This is a genomic window from Burkholderia diffusa, from assembly GCF_902499115.1.
Taxonomy (GTDB): Bacteria; Pseudomonadota; Gammaproteobacteria; order Burkholderiales; family Burkholderiaceae; genus Burkholderia; species Burkholderia diffusa.
Map to the genome: position 1 here is coordinate 42998 of NZ_CABVPN010000036.1, position 22232 is coordinate 65229.

Below are 22232 nucleotides of genomic sequence, written 5' to 3' on the forward strand. Positions count from 1 at the left end.
TCCGTCATGTTCTTCGATGGACTTGCGCGGTTCGATCAAAAATTTGCTTGATGTGTGCATTCTAGCGGATATCGTGATCGATTCAGTCAATGAAAACCCTTATATGATCGAATCGATCATTTTTGGTCGTTTGCGGAAAGAAATGCGACAGACTTGGCTCCAGACCGCGCGTTGCACCCCGTTGCAATGAGTTGGGCCAGAAGAGCGGCCAGTGGCGGCGAAGGCCTGGACGCACAGCGCTTGACCTGCAGAGGAGTTTGATTCTCGTGAGCGCGAGGTATCTGATCGGAACGAGCAAATCGGCGATTCGCTTTGGTGCGTTTGAATGGCCCCGGGGGCGATGCCGCTGTCATCCGCAGTGGGTTGGTCAGTCCATGGCGAATGCTGACGATCCGAGAATAGCCCGTTGCATCGGTCTTGGAGCTGACCCTGTAATCCCGGACACAGCATCACACCAAGGATGCTGAACCCATCGCACGTCGGAACGCTCGTGGCGAACGATATTTCAACGCGCTCTGGGGAGGCTTCTCGTTGTAATGCTCGACGGCGATAGCCAGGTTGCGTGCCGCAGTCGTTCAGCGTCGTTCGCTTCGCCCCAACCTCAATTCGCTGTCGCGTGCCGATCCTGTCGTCGGGACGAGCGCGCCAGCAAGCTAGGGAGCCTTGTCGTCACAGCGTGATTGCCTGTTGAAACTCGGGTTCCGCGCAACGCGTGAGCGCGACTGCCGGCCCGGCGATGGCGCCGCAGGGGAGTTGACACTTTCCAGTGCGCGTCGCGCTTCGGCCGGCAGCCGCACCGTATATCGACCGGATTGCGCGGCAACGCACGCGCCGGGCGCGATGCGATTCCGACGCGACAGCCATGCGCTTTCGTTATCGCTCAGCGGCCGTCGCGTGCGGCGTGCGTGCAACCTCGGTCGCCACCACTCGAAGCGCGTCAATCACTGCACGCGCAGCCGGTGTCGGCGGACTGCCGGCGCGCGTCATCAGGCCGATGTCGCGGGTGGTTCCGTGCATCGGCACGTCGAGCACGGCAAGTAGTCCCGCTTCGCATTCATAGTGCAGCTGCTGCGCGGACAGCACCGCGAGCATGTCGGTGTGCCGCAGCAGGCCGCGAATCACCGCGAGGTCGGCGCTCTCGACCGTCGCCATCGGCGGCTTGAGCTTCATGCGCCGGAACAGCGATTCGAACAGGCCGCGCGCGGGCGAATGGCTGCGCGGCAGGATCCATTGCGCACCGGCGAGGCTCGCAAGCGCGAGGTTGCGCACGCCGGCGAGCGGGTGATCGTGGCGCGCAAGGACGACAAGGTTCTCGGACATCAGCCGTTCGCTGTCGAGGTCGCTCGCCGGATCGCTCGCGCGCAGCGCGCCGAGGATGAAGTCGATGTCGCCCGCGCGCACGCCGGCGACGAGCGCCTCGTATGCGCTTTCGTCGGTGATCACGCGCACCTTCGGAAATCGCGTGACGACGCGCGCGACCGCTTCGGGCAGCATCAGGGTGCGGCCGAGCGGCAGCGCACCGACCGTCACGGCACCCTGGATGCTGCCGTGCAGCGCGGCGACGTCGTCGGCGATGTGCCGCAGTTCGTTCAGCGCGCGCCGCACGTGCAGCAGGAACGTCTCGCCGTCGGCCGTCAGCAGCAGGCCGCGCGGATGTCGATGGAACAGCGCGAAGCCCGCGCCGCTCTCGAGAATCCGGATCGCGCTGCTGACGGCCGGTTGCGTGACGCCGAGCGCACGCGCAGCGCTCGGCATGTGGCGGTGCCGCGCGAGCGTCGAGAACAGCTGGAGCCGCCGCGTGTTGAGCAGGTACGCGGGCAGGCCGCCGTCGGCCGACGCGCGGCGGCGCGACTGGCGCAGCGCACACCAGTTCGCGAGCGCACCGAGTTCGGCGATCACGCGCTCGCCGCGCTTGAGCACCGCACGCCCGACCGGCGTTGTGAGCATTCCGGACGGCTTGCGATCGAACAGCGCTTCGCCGACCACTGTTTCGAGTTCCTGCACCGCGCGCGTGACGGCCGACTGCGCGCGAAACAGCGTCGCGGCGGCCCGGCTTACGCTGCCCGTTTCGGCAACGCGCTGCACCGCGTACAGGCAGGCGAGGTTCGGAAGTTCGGTGTTGTCCATGGGCGTTCGGGCGGTGTGCGTCGCGGCGGCAGCCGCGCGCACGACATGCGTGTATCCGGGCGGCCTGCGCCGGCGGTGCAGCTGGTTGAACGACTTTACCGGAACGGTGGCGGCAGAGCTTGCGTCGTGCTTATCGACCCATCTGTTTTATTTATCGGCTCTGAATCGCCCAGCGACCGGTTGTGGCTCGCGGGCCGCCGAACGCCGACGCGCTAGCGCCATATCCGGCGGGCTTCCGGGCGGTCGGCGAGGTGCTTCGCATCCCGGTTGAAAGCCTGCCAGATATGCAGATTCGCCAAAAAATCAGGGTTTACCCTGACTGTCTGGCCTGGCCGCCGACTGAGTAATTTCGATCCCGGGGACCGCAAGCACACGGTTGCCGGCGCATCGGGCCGCCATCTGATTCATTGTTCGCCCGATCCGATCACGAAAGGGGCTTGCGCGCGGCGCGGCACCTGCAACCACGAGCGAGGCAGCGCAATGGGACGACAGCACATCATCGGAGCAGGCGGATCGACGGACGCATCGGCGGGCAGCACGCCGCTTTCCGATACGGTACGCGCGGGCATTCGCGGCGGCTTCGCGGGCGCGGTGCTGATCTGGGTCTACGAGGCGCTCGTGTGGGTCGGCGCACAGCATCTGATGCCGCTCGCCGGTATCCCGCGCAACGCGACGGGGCTCGTGTTCGGCAAGGCCGCACAGGACGCGCTCGGCATTGGCGCGTACTTCATTGGCACCGCGATCCATTTCGCCTTCGCGCTGTCGTGGGGCATCGTGTTCGCGGCGATCTGGCCGTGGTTTCGCCGACGCGGCTTCGAGGCGACGTTCGTCGCGCTGTTCTTCGCGATCGTCGCGTGGATCGTGATGCACGCGCTGATCATGATCGCGTCGAGCAATCATCCGAACTATTTCGACCCGAACGTGATCATCGGCGGGTTCATGTCGCATTTCGTGTTCGCCGTTCCGCTCGCGCTGGTCGTCAAGCGCAGCCTTGCGCCGTAGCCGCACCGGCGCGCAGCGAGCGAACGCGCACGCATTCAATCAGTAACGAACGGCGCGGCCTGACCGCGTCGGAGCATACGAAGGAGCATTGGCATGGCACGGATTATCGGAGGCATTGCGGCCTCCCACACGCCCACGATCGGGTTCGCGTTCGACAAGAACAAGCACGACGATCCCGTCTGGGCGCCGATCTTCGAAAACTTCGCGCCGCTGGCCGCGTGGCTCGCCGACAAGCGTCCCGACGTGCTGCTGTTCATCTACAACGACCATGTGACGTCGTTCTTCTTCGATCACTATTCGGCGTTCTCGCTCGGCGTCGGGCCGCAGTGGCATCCAGCGGACGAAGGCGGCGGCGCGCGCGACCTGCCGCCGGTCGCCGGCCACCCGGCGCTCGCCGCGCATATCGGCCAGTCGCTGATGGCCGACGAGTTCGACATGTCGTTCTTCCAGAACAAGCCGCTCGACCATGGCTGCTTCTCGCCGCTGTCGGTGCTGTGTCCGCACCGGCCCGACTGGCCGGTGCAACTGGTGCCGCTGCAGATGGGCGTGCTGCAGCTGCCGGTGCCGTCCGCGCGCCGCTTCTACCGGCTTGGCCAGGCGCTGCGCCGCGCGATCGAAAGCTATCCGGAGGACCTGCGCGTCGCGATCGTCGCGACCGGCGGACTGTCGCATCAGGTGCATGGCGAACGTTCGGGCTTCAACAATCCCGAATGGGACGCACGTTTTCTCGATCTGCTCGAGCGCGACCCGGAGCGCCTGGCCGGCATGCCGCTCGGCGAATATGCGACGCTCGGCGGCTTCGAAGGCACCGAGGTCGTAATGTGGCTCACGATGCGCGGCGCGTTGCCGGCGGGCGTCGTGTGCCGCCACCGCAGTTACTACCTGCCGTCGATGACGGGGATCGCGACGGCCGTCTACGAGCCGGCGGACACTGAAGTCGACGAGGCGGCGGCAGAGCGTCACCGGCAACGGATCGCGGCCGAACTCGCCGGCGTCGAGCAACTGCCGGGCACCTATCCGTTCACGATCGAGCGGGCCGTCCGCGCGTACCGGATCAACGACTATCTGCACCGGATGATCGAGCCCGCCCATCGCGCGCAATTCCTGAGCGATCCCGAAGCGAGCTTCGCGGCCGCGGACCTCAGCACGGAGGAGCGCGACCTGATCCGCCGGCGCGACTGGCTCGGCCTGCTGCGCTACGGCGTGATCTTCTTCCTGCTGGAAAAGCTCGGCGCGGTGACGGGCGTATCGAACCTGCATATCTATGCGGCGATGCGAGGCGAATCGCTGGAGGACTTCCAGCGCACGCGCAACGCGCCGGGCGCGCTGTACTCGGTAGCCGGAAAGAGCGCCGGGCCGCTCGGCTGGGACGGCGCGGACCAGCCGGGCAACACGTAACGAAGACGAAGGCGCACGCGGGATCGCGGCGCCTGATCGACTGGAACGCTGGAAGTGAAACAGTTCATATAAATAGGATGACGAATCGATCCGTCGATCGTCGAAAAGGAGACAGGAGAGTCATGATGGCAAGTGGAAAGACAATCGACATCAAGTCGTTCATCGACAAGCAGCCGGTGTCGCGCTACCAGTGGCTGCTGGTCGTGCTGTGCTGCCTTGTCGTGATCGCCGACGGGATGGACGTCGCGATCATGGGGTTCGTCGCACCGTCGGTGATTCGCGACTGGGCGATCTCGCGTCCCGAATTCGGGCTCGTGATGAGCGCGGCGCCGATCGGGCTCGTGATCGGCGCGCTGCTGGCCGGCCCGAGCGCCGACCGGTTCGGGCGCAAGCGTGTGCTGATCGCGTCGGTGTTCCTGTTCGGCGTGTTCACCATCGTGACCGCGCACGCGCACTCGCCGTTCGAGATGGCGGTGCTGCGGCTGCTCACGGGCATCGGCCTGGGCGCGGCGATGCCGAACACGACGACGCTGCTGTCCGAGTACGCGCCGCAGCGGATGCGGGCGCTGATGATCACCGTGATGTTTACAGGCTTCAACCTCGGCTCGGCGCTGATCGGCTTCGTCGCCGGCTGGCTGATTCCGCTGCACGGCTGGCGAGCGGTGCTGCTGTTCGGCGGCGCGCTTCCGCTGCTGCTGATTCCGCTGCAGCTGTGGCTGTTGCCCGAGTCGGCGCGGCTCCTGGCCGTGCGCGGTGCGCCGTCGCAACGCGTCGGCGCGCTGCTGAACCGCGTGTGCGGTGCCCGGTTCACCGGCAACGAGACGTTCGTGTCGAACGAGCCGCCGCTGCCGACGCGCAAGCCGATCGGCGTTCTGTTCTCGCAAGGCTATGGCCGCGTGACGCTGTCGCTGTGGATCACGTACTTCATGGGGCTGCTGGTGATCTACCTGCTGACCGGCTGGCTGCCGACGCTGATCAAGGATGCCGGGTTGTCCGTCAGCACGGCCGCGAACGTGACCGCGATGTTCCAGATCGGCGGCACGATCGGCGCGATCGGCGTGGGCTGGCTGATGGATCGCGTGCGCCCGGCGCCGGTGATCGGCGCCGCGTATCTCGGCGGCGGGCTGTGCGTGGCCGTGCTCGCCTGGGCCGGTGCGTTGTCGTCGTCGCTCGCGCTGCTGGTGTTCGCGGCCGGCTTCTGCATGAGCGGCGCGCAGACCGGGCTGAATGCGTATGCGCCGGGCCGCTATCCGACCGTGGCACGCGCAACCGGCGTGAGCTGGATGCTCGGGATGGGGCGCTTCGGCAGCATCTTCGGCTCGGCGATCGGCGGTGCGCTGCTCGGCTTCGGCTGGAAGTTCGACGCGATCCTGTCGATGCTCGCGGTGCCGGCGACGCTGGCGGCCATCGCGATCATGACGACGCAGCGTGCGGCCGTGTCCGGACCGCATGAACTCGAAAATCCGGCGCACTGACGCACGTCGCACACCGCCGTCCGGCGCGGCCGGTGCCAGGGTGCTGGACACCTCATCAAATGCAGGAGCATCAATGATCATCGATATTCACGGCCACTACACCACCGCGCCGAAGGCGCTGGAAGCGTGGCGCAATCGCCAGATCGCGGCGCTCGGCAGTCCGTCGGAGCAACCGAAGGCGGCCGAGCTGAACATCCGCGACGACGAACTTCGCGAATCGATCGAACACAACCAGTTGCGGCTGATGCGCGAGCGCGGCCTCGACCTGACGATCTTCAGCCCGCGCGCGAGCTTCATGGCGCATCACATCGGCGACTTCGCGGTGTCGAGCACGTGGGCGGCCGTGTGCAACGAGCTGTGCCATCGCATCCATCGACTGTTTCCCGATCACTTCGTGCCTGCCGCGATGCTGCCGCAAAGCCCGGGCGTCGATGTCGCGACCTGCATTCCGGAGTTCGTGCGCTGCGTCGAGGAATACGGCAACGTCGCGATCAACCTGAATCCGGATCCGTCCGGCGGCCACTGGACGAGCCCGCCGTTGTCGGACCGCTACTGGTACCCGATCTACGAGAAGATGGTCGAGTACGACGTTCCCGCGATGATCCACGTGAGCACGAGCTGCAACGCGTGCTTCCACACGACGGGCGCGCACTACCTGAACGCCGACACCACCGCGTTCATGCAGTGCCTGACCTCCGACCTCTTCCGCGATTTCCCGACGCTGCGTTTCGTGATCCCGCACGGCGGCGGCGCGGTGCCGTATCACTGGGGGCGGTTCCGCGGGCTCGCGCAGGAGCTGAAGAAACCGCTGTTGAAGGACCATCTGCTGAACAACGTGTTCTTCGACACGTGCGTGTATCACCAGCCCGGCATCGACCTGCTGACCGGCGTGATTCCGGTCGACAACATCCTGTTCGCGAGCGAGATGATCGGCGCGGTGCGCGGCATCGACCCGGAAACCGGTCACTACTACGACGACACGAAGCGCTACATCGACGCATCCTCGCTCGATGCGCAAGCGCGTCACAAGATCTACGAGGGCAATGCGCGGCGCGTGTATCCGCGCCTCGATGCGCAACTGAAAGCGAAGGGGCTTTGATCATGACTGAACTCGGTGTGGTGTACCGCACGATCCAGCGTGCGGACAAGGATGTGGCGGCGCGGCTCGGCGCGCTCGGCTCGGCGACGGTGCACGAGGCAATGGGCCGAACGGGGCTGCTGAAGCCGTACATGCGGCCGATCTACCCGCGTGCGCAGGCGTCCGGCACCGCCGTCACGGTGCTGCTGCATCCGGGCGACAACTGGATGATGCATGTGGCGGCCGAACAGATCCGGCCGGGCGATGTGGTCGTTGCGGCGATCACCGCGGATTGTACCGACGGCTATTTCGGCGACCTGCTCGCGACCAGCTTCAGGGCGCGCGGCGCGAATGCGTTGATCATCGATGCCGGCGTGCGTGATGTCGCGGTGCTCGAGGCGATGCAGTTCCCGGTCTGGAGCAAGGCGATTTCGGCGAAAGGCACGATCAAGGCAACGCTCGGTTCGGTCAACGTGCCGGTCGTGTGTGCAGGCGCGCTCGTCCATCCCGGCGACGTGATCGTCGCGGACGACGACGGCGTGGCCGTGGTGCCGGCCGCGCGCGCGGCGCAAGTGCTCGAGACGGCGGCGGCGCGAGAGGCGAACGAAGCGGCGAAGCGCGCGAAGCTCGCGTCCGGCGTGCTTGGCCTCGACATGTACGACATGCGCGAGCCTCTGCGTCAGGCCGGCTTGCGCTATATCGACTGATGCAGGTGGACGCGATGATGCAGACGCCGGAAGCAGCGGTGACGGTCACTGGCATTTCGTCGATGGCGACGCGGCCATTGCTCGCGCGGCTTGCCGCCGCTTACGAGCGCGACACGGGCACGCGCGTCGCGATCACGTCGGTCGGCGGCGTCGACGCTGCGCGGCGCGTGCGCGACGGCGAGCCATTTGATGTCGTCGTGCTCGCGTCCGATGCGATCGAGCGGCTCGCGGCGGACGGTCACGTCGAGCCGGGCAGCCGCGTGGATGTCGCGCGCTCTGGCATCGCGGTCGCGGTGGCGACTGGCGCGCTGCGGCCGGAGATCGGTACCGAGACGGCGTTGCGCGATGCGATCCTGGGCGCCGGCCGGATCGGCTATTCGACGGGGCCGAGCGGCACGCACCTGACGCGCCTGTTCGCCCGCTGGGGCATCGCCGACGCGATCGCGGCGCGTATCGTACAGACCCCGCCCGGCGTGCCGGTCGGCGCGTTGATCGCATCCGGCGACGTAGAGCTGGGCTTTCAGCAGTTGAGCGAGCTGATGGACGTGCCGGGCGTCGCAATCGTCGGCGCGTTGCCCGACGCCGTGCAGGCCGTGACGGTGTTCGCCGCCGCTGTCTCTGCCGTCGCGCACGATCGCGTGGCCGCGGCGCGGTTCCTCGCGTATCTTGCGTCGCCGCAAGTCGCGCACATCAAGCGCGAACACGGGATGGAGCCCGCATAAATCCGATGCGGCCGGATCGATAAACGAATCGGATGGGATTCGCGGTTCTTCGCAACGGGTTCCCGAGATGAGATTAGTCATACTGATTAAGTGGTGAGCGGCGATCCGGCTTGCGCGATTCATCGAAGAATCGATACAACGTCGCCGCTTCGTCCGTTTCGGGCGAGCGGCATATCCAGAAGAAAGACAGGAGACAGGCATGCAGATGAACTGCAGGGCAGGGTGGACGGTGCGCGCATGGTATCGCGCGGCACGCGTGAGGCGCGATGCGCTGACCAGGGTGCTGGCAATCGGCATCGTGTGGCTGTGTGCGGCGCTGACGGGCTGGCCCAATGCGGCGAACGCGGCGAGCACCGCCGGACTCGCGAATCTTCCCGCGGTGATGCCCGCGATGTCGTGCCCGTCGGTCGCGGCGCTCGACCTGAGCGGCGTGACCGACGGTACCGTCACGATCACGTCGGCGGTGCTGCTGCCGGCCGGCACGGTGGTCGGTAACAACACGCTGCCGGCGCCCGTGTGCGACGTGAAGGGCACGATCGGCCCGGGCGCGTCGCTGTTCGAACTGCAGCTGCCTACGCAGGGCTGGACGCAGCGTTACCTGCAGACGGGCTGTGGCGGCCTGTGCGGCAACCTGTCCGTCAATGCGCCGATGGCATCGACGTGCGTGCCTGTGACGAACGGCACGATCGCGATGGCCGCGACCGACATGGGCCACGAAGGCGGCAACGACGGTTCGTGGGCGCTCGACCCGAAGGCGAAGCTCGATTTCGCGTATCGCGCCGAACACGCAACGGCGCAGGTCGCGAAGGCGATCATTGGCAAGTTCTATGCACGGCCCGCGCGCTACGCGTACTTCGACGGCTGCTCGGACGGCGGACGCGAAGCGCTGATGGAGGCGCAGCGCTTCCCCGACGACTTCGACGGCATCGCCGCCGGTGCACCCGCAAACGACCTGCTCGTGCAGAACACGTTCCACCATGCATGGCCGAACGCGGTGAACACCGACCCGAAGACGGGCAACGCGATCCTGCTCGCCGGCAAGCTGCCGATGCTGCACGCGGCCGTGCTGAAGGCGTGCGACGGGCTGGACGGCGTGGTCGACGGCGTGATCGACAACCCGCGCGCGTGTCACTTCGATCCCGCGACGATCGTCTGCGCGCAAGGCCAATCCACTGCGACCTGCCTGATGCCGCAGGAAGCCGACGTCGTCCGCCGGATTCACGACGGCGCGACGACCCCGGACGGCACGCGGCTCGAGCCGCTCGTCTCGCGCGAATGGGGCTCGGAGCTGAACTGGACCCTCTTCGTCCCGGCGTCAGCAACCGCACAGAGCGGCACGATCGGCTTCGTGCTGCCGTTCCTGCGCTATCTCGACTACTACAACGCGTCGTATCCGTCCGCGGCGATCGGCGACCTGAAGTTCACGCTCGACGGCTTCGCGAAGATGGTGCCGGTATCGAACTACCTTGCCGCGACCGATCCCGACCTGAGCCGCTTTGCCGGGCACGGCGGCAAGCTGCTGCTGTGGCACGGGCTGGAAGACCAGCATATCTCGCCGCGTTCGAGCATCGAGTACTACGAAGCGATGAAGCGCTACATGGGCGACGCGAGAGTCGACCGCTTCGCGCGCTTCTACCTGTTCCCAGGCGTCGCGCACTGCGGCGGCGGGCAGGGGCCGAACGTGTTCGACATCCTGTCGCCGCTGATGGCATGGACCGAGACGGGCGCGACGCCGGGCAGGATCGTCGCATCGATCGTTGACGCGAACGGCAACACGACCCGCACGCGTCCGGTGTTCCCGTATCCGGCCACCGCGCGCTACACGGGCAGCGGCAGCACCGACGATGCGGCGAACTTCGTGGCCGATGCGCCGAGGGCCGACCCGTTCGTCGACCTGCACTGGGCCGGCGAATGGCTGTACTCGCCGGGTTACGAGGCGCAATGTCAGGTCCAGGATTCGCAACTCGTCTGCAAGGGCGGTAACGGCTGGCATGCGTATCGTCCGTGACCTGACGACGGTGTGCCACGACCACAACAACTCGCGCATTCAACAAGGCAAGGAAGGAGACAGATCGAAGAAGAAGCAGCATCACGGGGCGCGCTGACCGCCATCGCGATGGCGGCGGCCGCACCGGCGTTTGCGCAGAGCAGCGTCACGCTGTACGGGATCGTCGACAACGGGATCGGCTACCAGAGCAACGCGACGACGCTAGGCTCGACGATCGGCGGCAAATCGGTGGTGAGGATGAACCAGGGCGTGTGGGCCGGCAGCCGTTTTGGCTTGAAGGGGGCCGAGGATCTCGGCGGAGGCACGAAGGCGATCTTCACGCTCGAATCGGGCTTCAACTCGGGCACCGGCGCGACGCAGTACACCGATGCGATGTTCGGGCGGCAGGCGTGGGTCGGGTTGACCAATGCGACCTACGGCACACTGACTGCAGGGCGGCAATACGCGTCGTATTACCAGACGATGTCCGCGTTCAGCCCGACGACGTGGATCACCGGCTACTACGGCGCGCACCCGGGCGACGTCGACGGGCTCGACACGACCTATCGCGCGAACAACACGCTCGAATACACGTCGCCGAAATGGTACGGGCTGACGCTGAGCGGCTCGTATTCGTTCGGCGGCGTGGCCGGCAGCACCAATGCCGGCTCGACGTGGGCGACCGGCATCCGATCGTTCATTCTCGAGGCCCGGTACGGCGCCGTACCGACTTCGTATCCCGGCACCGCGCATCGTTGCAACTCGCTCTCCCTTTACGATGCACCGGGCGCTCAGCGTGAGCGGCAGGTGCGCAACGGGTAGGGCGGCCAGAGGCGACGCCTGTCCGGCACGTAACCGTTCATATCGCGTGACCGGTGTGTGCCGTCCATCACGGCGAGCCGGCGATCCGCTCCGGCGTACCGCGAAATGAAACCAGGAGGGAATCATGACGATACTAGACCCGACCCATCGGCCATCGACCAGCGATACGGGTGCGGCGATTGTCGGCAGCGGGGCCGGCGACGGGCCCGGCCCCAACGTGATGGAAGCCGATACGCTCAAGGGAAACAAGCTCTTCACGTCCGACCGGCTGGAGATCGGGAAGATTTCAGACATCATGCTGGACGTACGCAGCGGCCGGGTTGCCTATGCCGTGCTGTCAAGCGGGGGCTTTCTCGGCATCGGCGGCAAACTTTACGCCATTCCGTGGAGTGCGCTGACCCTGGACACGGACGAAAAATGCTTCCGGCTCGACGTTACCGCGGACCACGTGAAAAATGCCCCCGCGTTCGACAAGGACCATTGGCCGTCGATGGCGGATGAGCAGTGGGGTTCGTCGCTTCACAAGTTCTACAATCGGCAGCCGTACTGGTCAGCGACCCCAGACGTCGCCACGAATCGTCCGCCCACACATTAAAACGCCCTCGCCAGCCGGTAAAAATATGGATATCTGATGATTTTTATCGAATACCGATTCACCGGTCGGACGGTGTCATCACCTGACGGCAACAGATAGCAGCAGCATCCACAGATCAGTTACGTATTGGAGCTTTACCATGAACAAGGATCAAGTCAAGGGAACTGCGGAGAAGGTCAAAGGTAAGGTGAATGAGGTCATTGGCCGTGCCACGCACAACACGAAACAGGAAGTCAAAGGCGATCTCCAGCAAGCAGCCGGCCAGGCGCGCAAGAATCTTGGCGACGCCAAGGAAGCTGTCAAAAAAGCCTGATTGGACACATAGGCTTCACGAGGGGGGCTATTCCCCTCTCGTACGGTGCTTCCGCATCGTGCCAACCTCACTGCGGCTACTACCGTACAGACATCCGCTATCGGATGCGAGAACGTCGAGTTGCGTCCTTCGCGCATCGGGTTCCCGGCCCCCGTCGCGAGGCGCGCCTTCGAACCGATAACCGGCTCAATCGCGCAAGTCTTTGCTGCGGAAAAACGTCGGGTATCGCTGGAAGCTTCGCCCGCGTGGCTCCGTGGCCCACAATCCGCGCAGCAGATCAGGTCGGCGTCTAACTTGAGGGGAGTTGCCATGTACAACATTGTCTGGCTCGTTGGAGCCGTGGTCATCGTTCTGTTCGTCCTCGGCTACTTGGGATTGAGATAGGGCATCTCGTTTACGTGCTCGTCACGCGATGGCTGGTCAACGACCGCGATCAAAACGATCCAGGTCGCGACAGCCATCGTTTATCGCAGGAAGCAAAATGAAGACGCTCAAGATCATCGGCTATGCGGGACTCGTGGCCGTCGCGATCATGCTGCTCGTCGCAATGTGCGCGATCCTGGAGGACGGCATGATTTCTCACGATGCGCAGCGACCGGGACTGACCGGCAACACGCTTTCCATCCCCGAATCGCCGAATCACTTCGGTTAAGTCGCCCGCTACCGGCTGACCGTTCCCGACTTGTCTTGAGTGACCCCGGCATGCGGAGGGTGCAGGCGCATACGCCATTGTCGATGTCCGCATGGATCGAAAATCGGCATGCCGTTTTCAATCGATGCTTGAGACCAAGACAGCGTCGCAACAGGCAATCTGTGACCGCATCCCACGATGCGACCGCATCACTGCCGTTCCCGCATGGGTACGGCAGCGTACCGACTCCCGGGCTGCTCGCGCATAGGGTAGGTTGAGTTGACTGGTACGCATGCCACGACAGTTCGGATGTGTTCTCCAGCCGCATGCCCGGTACGCGCACCGAGCACACATCGACACAGGGGGAGCCTCGGCACGGCACGTCGACGCGCATCGTACATGCGTCGCGCTTCCAATGTCATCTCGCCGACAGCAATGGATACCGGGGCCGAAAGCCGGTGCTGCTCGAGGCGATGCGCAGTGTGATACGGCAATGATCCAGGCTGGGCATAGCGCGGAAACCAGCGCGCATTTCAGCCCGAAACGCTGCTCGAATCGAGAATGTTTCGGCCCGAATGACGGCGGGCGATTGCAGGCGAAGCGCGCATCGTCCCGGCTCGGAACAGAGCCCGATCGGCGCGCGCTTCGCACCGTCACGCTGGCCGGCGACGCTCGCCGGCAATTCGTGCAACGAATACCGGAGCTGATCATGACACCTGTTTCTCCCAGCAATCCACTTCCGAGCAACGGCAGCGGCGCCCGCATCATCGGTCGCGCAACCACCACAGGCGGGCCTGGTCCTGATGTCATGGCGGCTACCACGCTGACCGGCGATAACGTCTTGTCATCCGATGGCAAGGAGATCGGGAAGGTCGTAGACATCATGCTAGACGTTGGCAGCGGCAGGATCGCGTACGCCGTGCTGTCGTGTGGCGGTTTCCTCGGGATAGGCGACAAACTTTTCGCGGTGCCGTGGAGCGCGTTCACCCTCGATACCGGCAAGAAATGCTTCCGGCTCGACGTAACAGAAGAACGGATGAAGAGCGCATCCGGATTCGACAAGGACCATTGGCCTGCGGTGGCGGATTCGCAATGGGGCGGGGCGCTTCATTCGGGTAATACGCCGCCGATGTAGCGGCACGTCAGCAGGAGGCTCGGCCGGCATTCCGCCATGCACGCGCCAGCGTGACTGCGGAATGCGGTGAGCGATTGCTGCTTTTTCAGATTCTGCCGTATCGCGTGCATCGCTCGATGCGCTCATCGCGACGGGCGGCAGGTCATCCATCCAGCAGCTGTGACCGGAGCATTCGCAATGAACAAGGATCAAGTCAAGGGCGTCGCGGAGAAGGCAAAGGGCAAGGTCAACGAGGAAATTGGCCGAGCCACTGGCGACACGAAGCAGGAAGTCAAAGGCGATGCCCAGCAAGCAGTCGGAGAAGTGCAGAAGAAGTACGGCGACGCCAAGGAAGCGATCAGGCAGCAGGCGAAGCAAGCGAAGAAGACGCATTGATCGCTGTGTCGGCCGCGACAGATGGATGCCGCGATACTGCGGCATCCATCGCCGCACAATCGCCGCAGTCGGGCGTTACCTCGTATCGCAGATTGCAGGACAGAACGTAGAGGCGCGGATCCTGCGCAGGTCTTTCACCCAATGTATTGGCGCCGGGCATGCCCGTGCGCGCCGCGACGCGCGGCGACATCCGCCAGCCGCGTCGACGAAAGAAATGTCTCGCGTTCGATCAGCCTAACGTGCATGCCGTCGCGAGCCGGAGCAAATCGATGAGTGCATCTGCCGGAAGCCCAACCAGCCACGCGCTACGCAAGGTGGCGCTGATGGCGTCGATGCTGATGGCGTGCAGCCTGCCATGCCTGGGAGGGACGCCTGCGGACGGTGCGGACGAGGCGACCAACTTGCGAGAGGCTTACCGGCAACTGATTCCCCGGCTCGATCACAACCAGTTCGAGCGCCCGTTGTATCTCGACTCGGAAGAATCGTCTTCCACGCTCAAGGGTGAGGTCTACGCGGTGATGGCCTACCCGTTCGCGACCGTCAACGGCGCGTTCAATGACCCTTCGCGAGGCCCGTTGAACTGGTGCGACGCATTAATCCTGCACCCCAATATCAAGTATTGCCGTACTACCGACGCCGGCGGCGGCAATATGCTGATCGTGAACGTCAGCAAGAAGGAAGTTGCCGAGGAGCTCAGCACGACTTACCGGGTGCAATTCGAATACGACGCGGCGACCACCGGCCCGGGATACCTGCAGGTCAAGCTCCATGCGGACCGGGGACCATTGAACACCCGCGATTATCGGATTGCGCTGGAAGCGGTGGCGCTTGGCGACAATCGCACGTTTCTGCATCTGACCTATGCCTATAGTTACGGCGTGATCGGTCGTCTTGCGATGAAAACCTATCTGGCCGCCTTCGGTCGCGGCAAGGTTGGCTTCACCAACATCGCCGATCCGTCCGCGGCTCAGGCGGAATACATCGGCGGGATGCGCGGCCTCATGGAGCGCAACACGATGCGCTACTACCTGGCCATCGATGCGTATCTCGGCGCGCTGTCCAGCCCGCCCGGCAAGCGACTCGAGCAACGCCTGACCGACTGGTTCGACGCCAGCGAGCGATATCCGCGACAACTGCATGAAATGGATCGGCAACAGTACATGCAGATGAAATATGACGAATACTTGCGGCAGCAGACCGAGCAGTAGCGCTGGGGATGAGCCTGCGAGATACGCGCGCGCCGGCGCCGGCGCACTGCGATTCGTCATGGAAATCGTTTCGCAAATCGGAGGTTGGCGGGTGCGGTTCGGCTTCGAGTGATCGGGCGCACGTTCGGATCAAGCGCCGGGGTCCATGTGGCCATAGCGCGCAGGACGACTCGGGATGCGACGCGTTACATCGCTTACGGTCGGGCCGTCGTCACCGAAACGGAGCTCCACCATGAATGCAATCACACGGGTTCTAACCGCCGCGCTTGTCGCCGCGGCATCAGCCTCGCTGTTGTCGGATCGCAAGACGGTCGGCATGCACCTGCGCGACAAGATCGGCAGAAAGATCGCGGATTGGAGCGTGCCTGTCCAACCGGGGCACGTGGTACGGGTGACGAGCACGGGGGACCGATCAGGTTCGCGCAAACTGCCATGAGAAAAATCATCCTCAATGCACTGGCCGCATTCTTTGCGGGCGGAGTCTGGCTTGCCCCCGCGCCGAGCCACGCGTATGCGCTAGACGCTCAGTTCGACTGTAAAACCAACGCGCACGCGTTCATCGTGCGCCTGTTCAATCACGGCTATATCGATCGCGATCCGATGCGGGTCGAACAGAATTCGATCAACGCATTCCGGCCTACCAGTGACGCCGCGCTCACGGTGTTCGGCTTCAGCGTCTATGCCGTATTCGCCTATGAGCAGTATGACGCGCTGTTCAGGCAAGGAAGCGGCCACCCTCTGCCGGGCTCGATTTACGGCGTCGTCGTCAAGGCGCCGATCGATTCGGTCGAAGAGCATTCTCGGCTTGCGGGCAGCAAGGCCGTCGCGCATCAGGTCATTCCGTTCATTCTCACCGCCATCGTCTGCGCAAGGCCCTGAGACTGGCGCTGCACAAGCCGCGCTAACGGTGCTTGATGTCACGTGGGGAAACCCTTGACGGCGATTGCATGGAGCATCCGTTCGTCACGCGCGGGTTCGCCGCAACCGCGCCGAACCTTTAGATCGCAAACTCGGACATCGTCGTCGAGCGAAACGCGCACCAGAACACGCCGGTAGGTCGTGGGACGGTACGATCGACAGCGTCAACGACGTGCGATCTGTCCACGAGAGATGGTTCACCGAGATCTGGTTGCCAGTGTCAGTGCTCGAGTTCCATACGGCGCGTCATGGAGCCACATGGTTCGCATTCCTCTTCGATTTTATATAAGCTAAATCGTCGATGGGGCGCACGTCCCCGTGGTGGCCTGGACGCAACGTGCAGGGAAAGATGGCGAACACGTCTCGGTACCCTGTCGCGACCCACGGCAGCTCCCCCTGTTTTAGTAGCTGCGCAGCTCGATTCAGTCCGACGTGTGGTTCCAACTCGACGCATATGTATTCGAAAGCGTGCGCTGGATATTCGCACCCCGGCCTCAAGAACAGGAGCAACTCTTCCGTTGGCTTCCGTTCCGACCACCTTTTACGCGTCTTTCAGCCAGGGCATTTCCACGGGTGACACGACCAGTTGCCGGAATTCGCGTTTCAGATCGAAGATGAACCCGACCAGGATCATGGAGTCGGCGTAAGGAATCGGAAAGACCTGCGGATTCTCCGGAGTCCGCAGGGGGCGCTCAGGCGTGTCCGCTGTCGCCGCGGCATTCTCGCGAACGCTTTCCAGTTCATCCGCCATAGCCAGGCCACCGACTTTCAGCACACGGCTACGCAGGTCGCTGAAGGGTTCGATGCGCGCAGCATCTTCGTGGTATTCGGGTACTTCGTAAACGAACCAGGACATTTTGATCTCACATGAGAAGGGGCGATATTCTAACGCTGCGCGAGAATCTGCCGAAAATCGGCCATGTTGTGTGATGGCCGTGGTCGCTGCGGGGCGGGCTATAGGGGCGATTACGATCTGCTGCCTGCATTGTGGCCGTCTAGCGCTTGCTAGTGCGAGCAAAGGAATTTGGTGGCATCACTGCAGAAGCCGGCAACTGCTTCGCTCAATGCAGGTCTGGCTGTAGGTAGTGAACCCCGAATTGCTCCGCCAGTTGCACGAGCCGACGATCGCGCGTCCAGAGCTTAGTGCTCGGGGTCAGCAGCACCGACGCCAGCAGCGTGCAATCCACCGCACCGCATCCGCGCCCATACAGCCGTTCCCGCTCGATCCAGTCAGCTACCTCGCCTGGCGTCGCGAGGCGCGTTTGGCGCAATAGCGCGAGATATCCTAGGGTTCGGGCCCGCGGTTCGGGCGGCGTCCCGCACGTGAGCTCGAGCATCACTAATGGATGCGTCAAGACATCATCGACGCGCAGCAGCTGGATAAGCGCCGGTAGCGGTCGCCGGAAATGCTCGACCCAGACGGACGTGTCGACCAGAACACTCATCGGGCGGCTGTGAGTTGCAGTCGTTGCGCCGGCGCCGTATGCGTCGGCCAAGACCGGGCTCGCAGACGGTATTTTCTTGCGACCCTATGTCATACCCGGATTCAAATGTCTACCTTCCAGCTATTTAAAAATGTCCGGTTTCAAGGTGGGTTTTGCTACTTCTGTTTCCTCGTTTTTGACCGTTACGCAGTGTCGAAGGTCGGCGCTTGAACGGGCAGGGCGCTCACGGTTGTTTCACCAGCCTTTGCAGACCGACGGCCAGGTTTATTTGCCGGCTTGGCGGTTCGCCGACGTTGCGCCAGATTCACGATCACATGCTCGACGTCGGCCTGCGTGATCTCGCGTTGCTTCTTCTTGCCCGGTTCAGCCTCGTTTCGATTGGTTCGCGTCGAGTCGCCTCGATGTGTTCGAGACGGAGCTTTACCGATTCGACTGTTATCGCGTTGCGCCTGAAGGGCTTGCGCGACCTTCGGCGCCGGTAGGTCGAGCCGCATCGACACGCCGAGCGCGATGAAGGTCTCGAGCAGCGCCTTGAATAGGTAGAGCCACGCGGCGGCGCCGGTGCGGGCCCAGTCGCCGAACGCGGCGGTCCAGGCCGACAACGGACTACCGGCGGGCGTGGAAGCGGGGAGGAGGCTGGCATGGCGTCGCTCCGTGTTACCGTGCAGCCGGTACGCCGGACGCACCGGCGGCCGTGACCTGCGCTGGTCGGGCGACCGCTGCCACAAGTTTCGCGCCCGACGCGGCGGCGCCCGCGGCGGATTCGTCGTGCGACGGTTGGCCGCCCGGCAGACCGCCGCCCCGCGCTTCTGTGCCCGTCTCGACGCCGCCGCCGAGCGCGGCCATCAGCGGCGCGTGTGCGGCAAGGCGTTCCGCGTCGATGCGGGCCGCCGTCTCCTGCGCGCGCAGCAACTGCTGTTGCGCGACCGGCACGTTCACGTAATCGGTCAGCCCGCAGCGGAAGCCCTCGCGCGACAACCGGTAGCTGCGGTCGTTGGCGGCCACCGAGCGTGCGGCGTCCTTCTCTGCGTATCGAGCGAACGGATCCGCACGACCTGGTCGGCTATGTCCTTGAGCGCGCCGACGATCGTCTGGTTGTAGCGCTCGACCGCCTGGTCGTAGCCGGCATTCGCCGCACCGAGCTGCGCGTGCAGCCGGCCGCCTTCGAAGATCGGCAGCGACAGCGCGGGGCCGGCCGTCCAGCCGCCGTTCATCGCGCGCAGGAAGTCGGTGAACGGCGCCGTCACGCCGAAGCGAACCGTCATCGCTGACGAATTCGAAACCGCAGATGTCACGTACTTCCTGCCACTTGCGGGGTGCCCGGACCGTCAGCGTCGCGGCGCTCATGATGCCTTCTTGATCTGTGCGACTTTTTATTCTGCGGAAGACTCGGGTTCTTGGCAAGGCTGTCGAGTAACATCCGTATAATTTCGCGCTCATCTCTAAAGGAGTTATAGGGGCCTATTTTGTTTTGCAGGGCGATTGAAACCCAGCTGTCTAAAGAGAGGTTAGGGAAACGCTTGCACTCCGGTGGCAACGATGGAACCCATTGGCAGATTGCCTGATTGTTACGAGGCTCAGAATTAAATTTAATTCCATACTCTTGGAGTTTCATGCACTCTTTGATGGCATCGGACGCCGATATGATATCGGGGCTGAATTCTAGAACGCGACACCATCGATTGAGATGAACGAGGATTGGCCTGCAGCAACGGTGGCAAGTCTCGGCATCCACGTTACGGACGGCGTCGTGATATCCCGGCCAAACCCCTATCAGCGATCACCAGCCACCCACCAGGCCCGGTGACAACACCCCCGGATCATGACTGCGACCGGGGGCGAGAATCATGCCGGGCCTGGCTGGCCAAAACCCCGATAATCGGGACGGAAGATAGTAACGGGGGCAATTTGGTGGTGATCAAAGTGACGGACCCCAATTTTAGCCAATTAAGCATAGCCCTGATAATAGGACTTATCACGGTTAAATTAATTGGGGTCTGATTCCTGGGATGATCGTCTCCGTTTGGGCTACGCTGTCGGCAGTGGGCGGCGGTCGCAGGCCGACGACGCGTGCCCGATATCTGCAACAGCGGGCACCGGGTGTCGGCCAAGTCGCGAAGCGTGACGCGCAAGCTGGCTTCTGTATGACAGGCGATCACCGGCGGCAGACCGTATTGACTCTTCGGGGTTTGCGTGTCGGGCGTGGTGTGCGGTAGGGTTCGGCTTTGACTTGGTGAGCAGGAGGGTTCATGAACAAGCAGGAACTCATCGACGTCGTTGCCGCAGGTGCCGGCGTCAGCAAGAGCGAAGCAAGTAAAACGGTCCAGGCGGCGTTGGACGTCATCACAGAGGCCGTGAGCCGTGGCGCGGCGGTGCAGCTCATCGGCTTCGGCACGTTCTCGCGGGGGCAGCGCGCGGCGCGGACCGGTCGCAATCCGACGACGGGGGCTGAGATTGCGATCGCCGCAGCGAACACGGTGAAGTTCACTGCCGGCAAGGCCTTTAAGGATGTGGTGAACGCGTCGTGACGCAGCAGGAGGTTGAACAAGCCACTTACGCGGGCCTGCACCGTGAGATTGCTGAGGTGGTCGCGTCCACCCGCGCGGCCGCGGCTCGCAGCGTGAACGCGTTGATGACTGCGACGTACTGGGAAATCGGGCGGCGGATCGTGCTGTTCGAGCAGGGTGGTGACGAAAGGGCGGCCTACGGCGAGGCTGTGATCCGGCGCTTGGGTGCAGACTTGTCGCAGCGGTTCGGCCGCGGCTTCGGGTGGCGCAACATTGCCCAGATGCGTGCTTTCTATCTGGCCTGGCCGGCCGATCGGATTGTGCAGACGCTGTCTGCACAATCCACCGCCCCCAAAATTGTCCCGACACCGTCTGCAAAATCGGCCAAGCGATTATCCGTTGCAGGGGCCGAGGCCACGCCGCTTGCACTCAGCACGGTCGCGCAGGCGTTTCCGTTGCCCTGGTCAGCCTATGTGCGCCTGCTTTCGGTGAAGGCGGCCGCTGCGCGCGATTTCTATGAAGCCGAGGCGCTGCGTGAAGGCTGGTCCGTGCGTCAACTCGACCGCCAGGTGAGCAGTCAGCTCTACGAGCGACTGGCGTTGTCCCGCAACAAGGCGTCTCTGCTCGGAAAAGCCGCTGAACCGCAACCGGGAGAGTTACTCACACCTGAGGAGGCGATTCGCGATCCGTTCGTCCTGGAGTTCCTCGATATGAAGGACGAGTACTCGGAGTCGGATCTCGAGGCCGGCTTGATCCAGCATCTCGCCGACTTCCTGCTGGAGCTCGGCGATGATTTTGCTTTCATCGGTCGGCAGCGGCGCCTCCGGATCGATGACACCTGGTTCCGTGTCGACTTGGTGTTTTTTCACCGACGACTGCGATGTCTGCTCATTATTGACCTGAAGGTCGGGCGCTTCAGCTATGCCGACGCCGGACAGATGCACCTCTACCTCAATTACGCGCGCGAGCACTGGATGAAGCCCGGGGAAAATCCACCGGTGGGTCTCATCCTATGTGCCGAAAAAGGCGCCGCAGAGGCTCATTACGCGCTCGACAACTTACCGAACAAGGTTCTCGCGGCTGAATATCAGACGGTATTGCCAGACGAAGCCACGTTCGCACGAGAGCTCGAGCGCACCCGAATTGAGCTGGAGCGGCGCGGGCGCGGCACATGAGTTTGCGATACGAATCCGGTATGAAGGGAGCTTAGTTCCGCGGCAAGAATCTCCCGCGGATCCCGAATCCAATGTCATTTCGATCTCGAGTTGAACGCCGAGATCCATTTATGCGAAAACACTCAACCTTGCGTCGTCGGCCGCTCACGAAGGCCCAGCTTCTACCCCTTCCGGCGGAACAGATACGGCGCCTTGCGCTCAAACACCATCTCGCTCTTGCCGCACTCTGTGAAGGCCGCGGCGATGTCGATGCCATCGTTACGTTGTCCAACGTGCTGGCTCTCGCCGTCTGTTTATCTGCTGACGAAGATGCGGAGCCGTGTCGTCGAGCGGGCAACGCGCTTGCTGAATGCATTGCACGCGCCGAGCATGGTGACCCGTGGACTTTGAACGACTCAGAGCGTACGGTGCTCAAGGCGTTGGTCCTTCTCCATGATGAGCAGCTTTCTGTTGTTCCAGTCCATCGCTACCTCGATGCGCTGGAGCAATTGCAGCGCACTAACGTACCGGACGTTGATTTGGCAATTTAGCAGGATGCGCGACCAGTCATCCCGCAAATGCTCTATAAGGTCCTCACAGACAGCCGGAGGAATCCACTGGGCAAAGCGACTT

Annotated in this window: 21 protein-coding genes and 4 pseudogenes; 18 read left to right on the plus strand and 7 right to left on the minus strand. The window is 63.7% G+C overall.

The features are described 5' to 3' along the window. Nucleotides 1-873: 873 nt before the first annotated feature. A complete protein-coding gene (locus tag BTE28158_RS29030) occupies nt 874-2127 on the minus strand; it encodes a LysR family transcriptional regulator (protein ID WP_124629175.1) in 1254 nt (417 codons plus the stop codon). 480 nt (nt 2128-2607) lie between these two features. Between BTE28158_RS29030 and BTE28158_RS29035 the strand changes: the two genes are divergently transcribed. From BTE28158_RS29035 to BTE28158_RS29105, 15 genes and pseudogenes are all read left to right on the plus strand, one after another. After that, complete coding sequence (locus BTE28158_RS29035; protein ID WP_124629177.1) at nt 2608-3129, plus strand: hypothetical protein; 522 nt, start codon at nt 2608-2610, stop codon at nt 3127-3129. Between the two features lie 93 nt (nt 3130-3222). Next, nucleotides 3223-4527, plus strand: coding sequence for a gallate dioxygenase (locus tag BTE28158_RS29040; RefSeq protein WP_151047960.1), 1305 nt, complete (start codon nt 3223-3225; stop codon nt 4525-4527). A 125-nt stretch (nt 4528-4652) separates the two neighbouring features. Further along, the gene (locus tag BTE28158_RS29045) at nt 4653-6002 is read left to right on the plus strand and encodes an MFS transporter (protein ID WP_151047979.1); all 1350 of its coding nucleotides are present in this window, start codon (nt 4653-4655) and stop codon (nt 6000-6002) included. Nucleotides 6003-6075: 73 nt separating this feature from the next. After that, nucleotides 6076-7101, plus strand: a complete 1026-nt coding sequence (locus tag BTE28158_RS29050; protein WP_124629181.1) for an amidohydrolase family protein — start codon at nt 6076-6078, stop codon at nt 7099-7101. 2 nt (nt 7102-7103) lie between these two features. Next, complete coding sequence (gene ligK, locus BTE28158_RS29055; protein ID WP_124629183.1) at nt 7104-7787, plus strand: 4-carboxy-4-hydroxy-2-oxoadipate aldolase/oxaloacetate decarboxylase; 684 nt, start codon at nt 7104-7106, stop codon at nt 7785-7787. Nucleotides 7788-7801: 14 nt separating this feature from the next. Beyond that, entirely contained in the window at nt 7802-8509 is a 708-nt protein-coding gene (locus tag BTE28158_RS29060) for a substrate-binding domain-containing protein (protein ID WP_151047961.1), read from the plus strand. A gap of 199 nt (nt 8510-8708) precedes the next feature. After that, on the plus strand, nt 8709-10517 hold the full coding sequence (locus tag BTE28158_RS29065) for a tannase/feruloyl esterase family alpha/beta hydrolase (protein WP_151047962.1): 1809 nt from the start codon (nt 8709-8711) through the stop codon (nt 10515-10517). Nucleotides 10518-10625: 108 nt separating this feature from the next. Then, nucleotides 10626-11189 (plus strand): annotated as a pseudogene (locus tag BTE28158_RS29070) (porin); the annotation flags it as partial. 253 nt (nt 11190-11442) lie between these two features. After that, nucleotides 11443-11913, plus strand: coding sequence for a PRC-barrel domain-containing protein (locus BTE28158_RS29075; RefSeq protein WP_151047963.1), 471 nt, complete (start codon nt 11443-11445; stop codon nt 11911-11913). A gap of 139 nt (nt 11914-12052) precedes the next feature. Then, a complete protein-coding gene (locus tag BTE28158_RS29080; RefSeq protein ID WP_012328521.1) occupies nt 12053-12226 on the plus strand; it encodes a CsbD family protein in 174 nt (57 codons plus the stop codon). Nucleotides 12227-12707: 481 nt separating this feature from the next. After that, nucleotides 12708-12878 carry a hypothetical protein gene (locus tag BTE28158_RS29085; protein ID WP_170296387.1) on the plus strand — a complete coding sequence of 57 codons (171 nt, stop codon included), beginning with the start codon at nt 12708-12710 and terminating at the stop codon, nt 12876-12878. Nucleotides 12879-13566: 688 nt separating this feature from the next. Beyond that, nucleotides 13567-13992 (plus strand): PRC-barrel domain-containing protein, encoded by a 426-nt coding sequence (locus BTE28158_RS29090; protein ID WP_124906028.1) that lies wholly within the window; start codon nt 13567-13569, stop codon nt 13990-13992. Between the two features lie 177 nt (nt 13993-14169). Beyond that, a complete protein-coding gene (locus tag BTE28158_RS29095; RefSeq protein ID WP_124906022.1) occupies nt 14170-14367 on the plus strand; it encodes a CsbD family protein in 198 nt (65 codons plus the stop codon). A 269-nt stretch (nt 14368-14636) separates the two neighbouring features. Then, a complete protein-coding gene (locus BTE28158_RS29100) occupies nt 14637-15575 on the plus strand; it encodes a hypothetical protein (protein ID WP_151047980.1) in 939 nt (312 codons plus the stop codon). Nucleotides 15576-16007: 432 nt separating this feature from the next. After that, complete coding sequence (locus tag BTE28158_RS29105) at nt 16008-16454, plus strand: hypothetical protein (RefSeq protein WP_124906032.1); 447 nt, start codon at nt 16008-16010, stop codon at nt 16452-16454. A gap of 580 nt (nt 16455-17034) precedes the next feature. Here the strand turns inward: BTE28158_RS29105 and BTE28158_RS29110 are convergent. From BTE28158_RS29110 to BTE28158_RS29135, 6 genes and pseudogenes are all read right to left on the minus strand, one after another. Further along, on the minus strand, nt 17035-17349 hold the full coding sequence (locus BTE28158_RS29110; RefSeq protein WP_059602377.1) for a hypothetical protein: 315 nt from the start codon (nt 17347-17349) through the stop codon (nt 17035-17037). 205 nt (nt 17350-17554) lie between these two features. Next, nucleotides 17555-17938 carry a type II toxin-antitoxin system VapC family toxin gene (locus BTE28158_RS29115; RefSeq protein ID WP_151047981.1) on the minus strand — a complete coding sequence of 128 codons (384 nt, stop codon included), beginning with the start codon at nt 17936-17938 and terminating at the stop codon, nt 17555-17557. Nucleotides 17939-18120: 182 nt separating this feature from the next. Next, a pseudogene (locus BTE28158_RS29120) lies at nt 18121-18408 on the minus strand (ISNCY family transposase); the annotation flags it as partial. After that, a pseudogene (locus BTE28158_RS33145) lies at nt 18400-18606 on the minus strand (hypothetical protein); the annotation flags it as partial. The pseudogenes BTE28158_RS33145 and BTE28158_RS29120, both read right to left, overlap by 9 nt. Beyond that, nucleotides 18596-19191, minus strand: a pseudogene (locus BTE28158_RS29130) (TolC family protein); the annotation flags it as partial. The pseudogenes BTE28158_RS33145 and BTE28158_RS29130, both read right to left, overlap by 11 nt. A gap of 38 nt (nt 19192-19229) precedes the next feature. Further along, nucleotides 19230-19553 carry a hypothetical protein gene (locus tag BTE28158_RS29135; protein ID WP_151047964.1) on the minus strand — a complete coding sequence of 108 codons (324 nt, stop codon included), beginning with the start codon at nt 19551-19553 and terminating at the stop codon, nt 19230-19232. 634 nt (nt 19554-20187) lie between these two features. Between BTE28158_RS29135 and BTE28158_RS29140 the strand changes: the two genes are divergently transcribed. From BTE28158_RS29140 to BTE28158_RS29150, 3 genes are all read left to right on the plus strand, one after another. Next, on the plus strand, nt 20188-20466 hold the full coding sequence (locus tag BTE28158_RS29140; protein ID WP_151047965.1) for an HU family DNA-binding protein: 279 nt from the start codon (nt 20188-20190) through the stop codon (nt 20464-20466). Then, a complete protein-coding gene (locus BTE28158_RS29145; RefSeq protein ID WP_151047966.1) occupies nt 20463-21620 on the plus strand; it encodes a PDDEXK nuclease domain-containing protein in 1158 nt (385 codons plus the stop codon). Before BTE28158_RS29140 ends, BTE28158_RS29145 begins: the two co-directional genes overlap by 4 nt. Nucleotides 21621-21730: 110 nt before the next feature. After that, on the plus strand, nt 21731-22150 hold the full coding sequence (locus BTE28158_RS29150; protein ID WP_151047967.1) for a hypothetical protein: 420 nt from the start codon (nt 21731-21733) through the stop codon (nt 22148-22150). Nucleotides 22151-22232: the final 82 nt, after the last annotated feature.

Coding starts and splice junctions, on each gene's coding strand:
- BTE28158_RS29030 (WP_124629175.1), bottom strand. CDS start 2,127: ATGGACAACACCGAACTTCCGAACCTCGCCTGCCTGTACGCGGTGCAG.
- BTE28158_RS29035 (WP_124629177.1), top strand. CDS start 2,608: ATGGGACGACAGCACATCATCGGAGCAGGCGGATCGACGGACGCATCG.
- BTE28158_RS29040 (WP_151047960.1), top strand. CDS start 3,223: ATGGCACGGATTATCGGAGGCATTGCGGCCTCCCACACGCCCACGATC.
- BTE28158_RS29045 (WP_151047979.1), top strand. CDS start 4,653: ATGGCAAGTGGAAAGACAATCGACATCAAGTCGTTCATCGACAAGCAG.
- BTE28158_RS29050 (WP_124629181.1), top strand. CDS start 6,076: ATGATCATCGATATTCACGGCCACTACACCACCGCGCCGAAGGCGCTG.
- ligK (WP_124629183.1), top strand. CDS start 7,104: ATGACTGAACTCGGTGTGGTGTACCGCACGATCCAGCGTGCGGACAAG.
- BTE28158_RS29060 (WP_151047961.1), top strand. CDS start 7,802: ATGATGCAGACGCCGGAAGCAGCGGTGACGGTCACTGGCATTTCGTCG.
- BTE28158_RS29065 (WP_151047962.1), top strand. CDS start 8,709: ATGCAGATGAACTGCAGGGCAGGGTGGACGGTGCGCGCATGGTATCGC.
- BTE28158_RS29075 (WP_151047963.1), top strand. CDS start 11,443: ATGACGATACTAGACCCGACCCATCGGCCATCGACCAGCGATACGGGT.
- BTE28158_RS29080 (WP_012328521.1), top strand. CDS start 12,053: ATGAACAAGGATCAAGTCAAGGGAACTGCGGAGAAGGTCAAAGGTAAG.
- BTE28158_RS29085 (WP_170296387.1), top strand. CDS start 12,708: ATGAAGACGCTCAAGATCATCGGCTATGCGGGACTCGTGGCCGTCGCG.
- BTE28158_RS29090 (WP_124906028.1), top strand. CDS start 13,567: ATGACACCTGTTTCTCCCAGCAATCCACTTCCGAGCAACGGCAGCGGC.
- BTE28158_RS29095 (WP_124906022.1), top strand. CDS start 14,170: ATGAACAAGGATCAAGTCAAGGGCGTCGCGGAGAAGGCAAAGGGCAAG.
- BTE28158_RS29100 (WP_151047980.1), top strand. CDS start 14,637: ATGAGTGCATCTGCCGGAAGCCCAACCAGCCACGCGCTACGCAAGGTG.
- BTE28158_RS29105 (WP_124906032.1), top strand. CDS start 16,008: ATGAGAAAAATCATCCTCAATGCACTGGCCGCATTCTTTGCGGGCGGA.
- BTE28158_RS29110 (WP_059602377.1), bottom strand. CDS start 17,349: ATGTCCTGGTTCGTTTACGAAGTACCCGAATACCACGAAGATGCTGCG.
- BTE28158_RS29115 (WP_151047981.1), bottom strand. CDS start 17,938: ATGAGTGTTCTGGTCGACACGTCCGTCTGGGTCGAGCATTTCCGGCGA.
- BTE28158_RS29135 (WP_151047964.1), bottom strand. CDS start 19,553: ATGAAACTCCAAGAGTATGGAATTAAATTTAATTCTGAGCCTCGTAAC.
- BTE28158_RS29140 (WP_151047965.1), top strand. CDS start 20,188: ATGAACAAGCAGGAACTCATCGACGTCGTTGCCGCAGGTGCCGGCGTC.
- BTE28158_RS29150 (WP_151047967.1), top strand. CDS start 21,731: ATGCGAAAACACTCAACCTTGCGTCGTCGGCCGCTCACGAAGGCCCAG.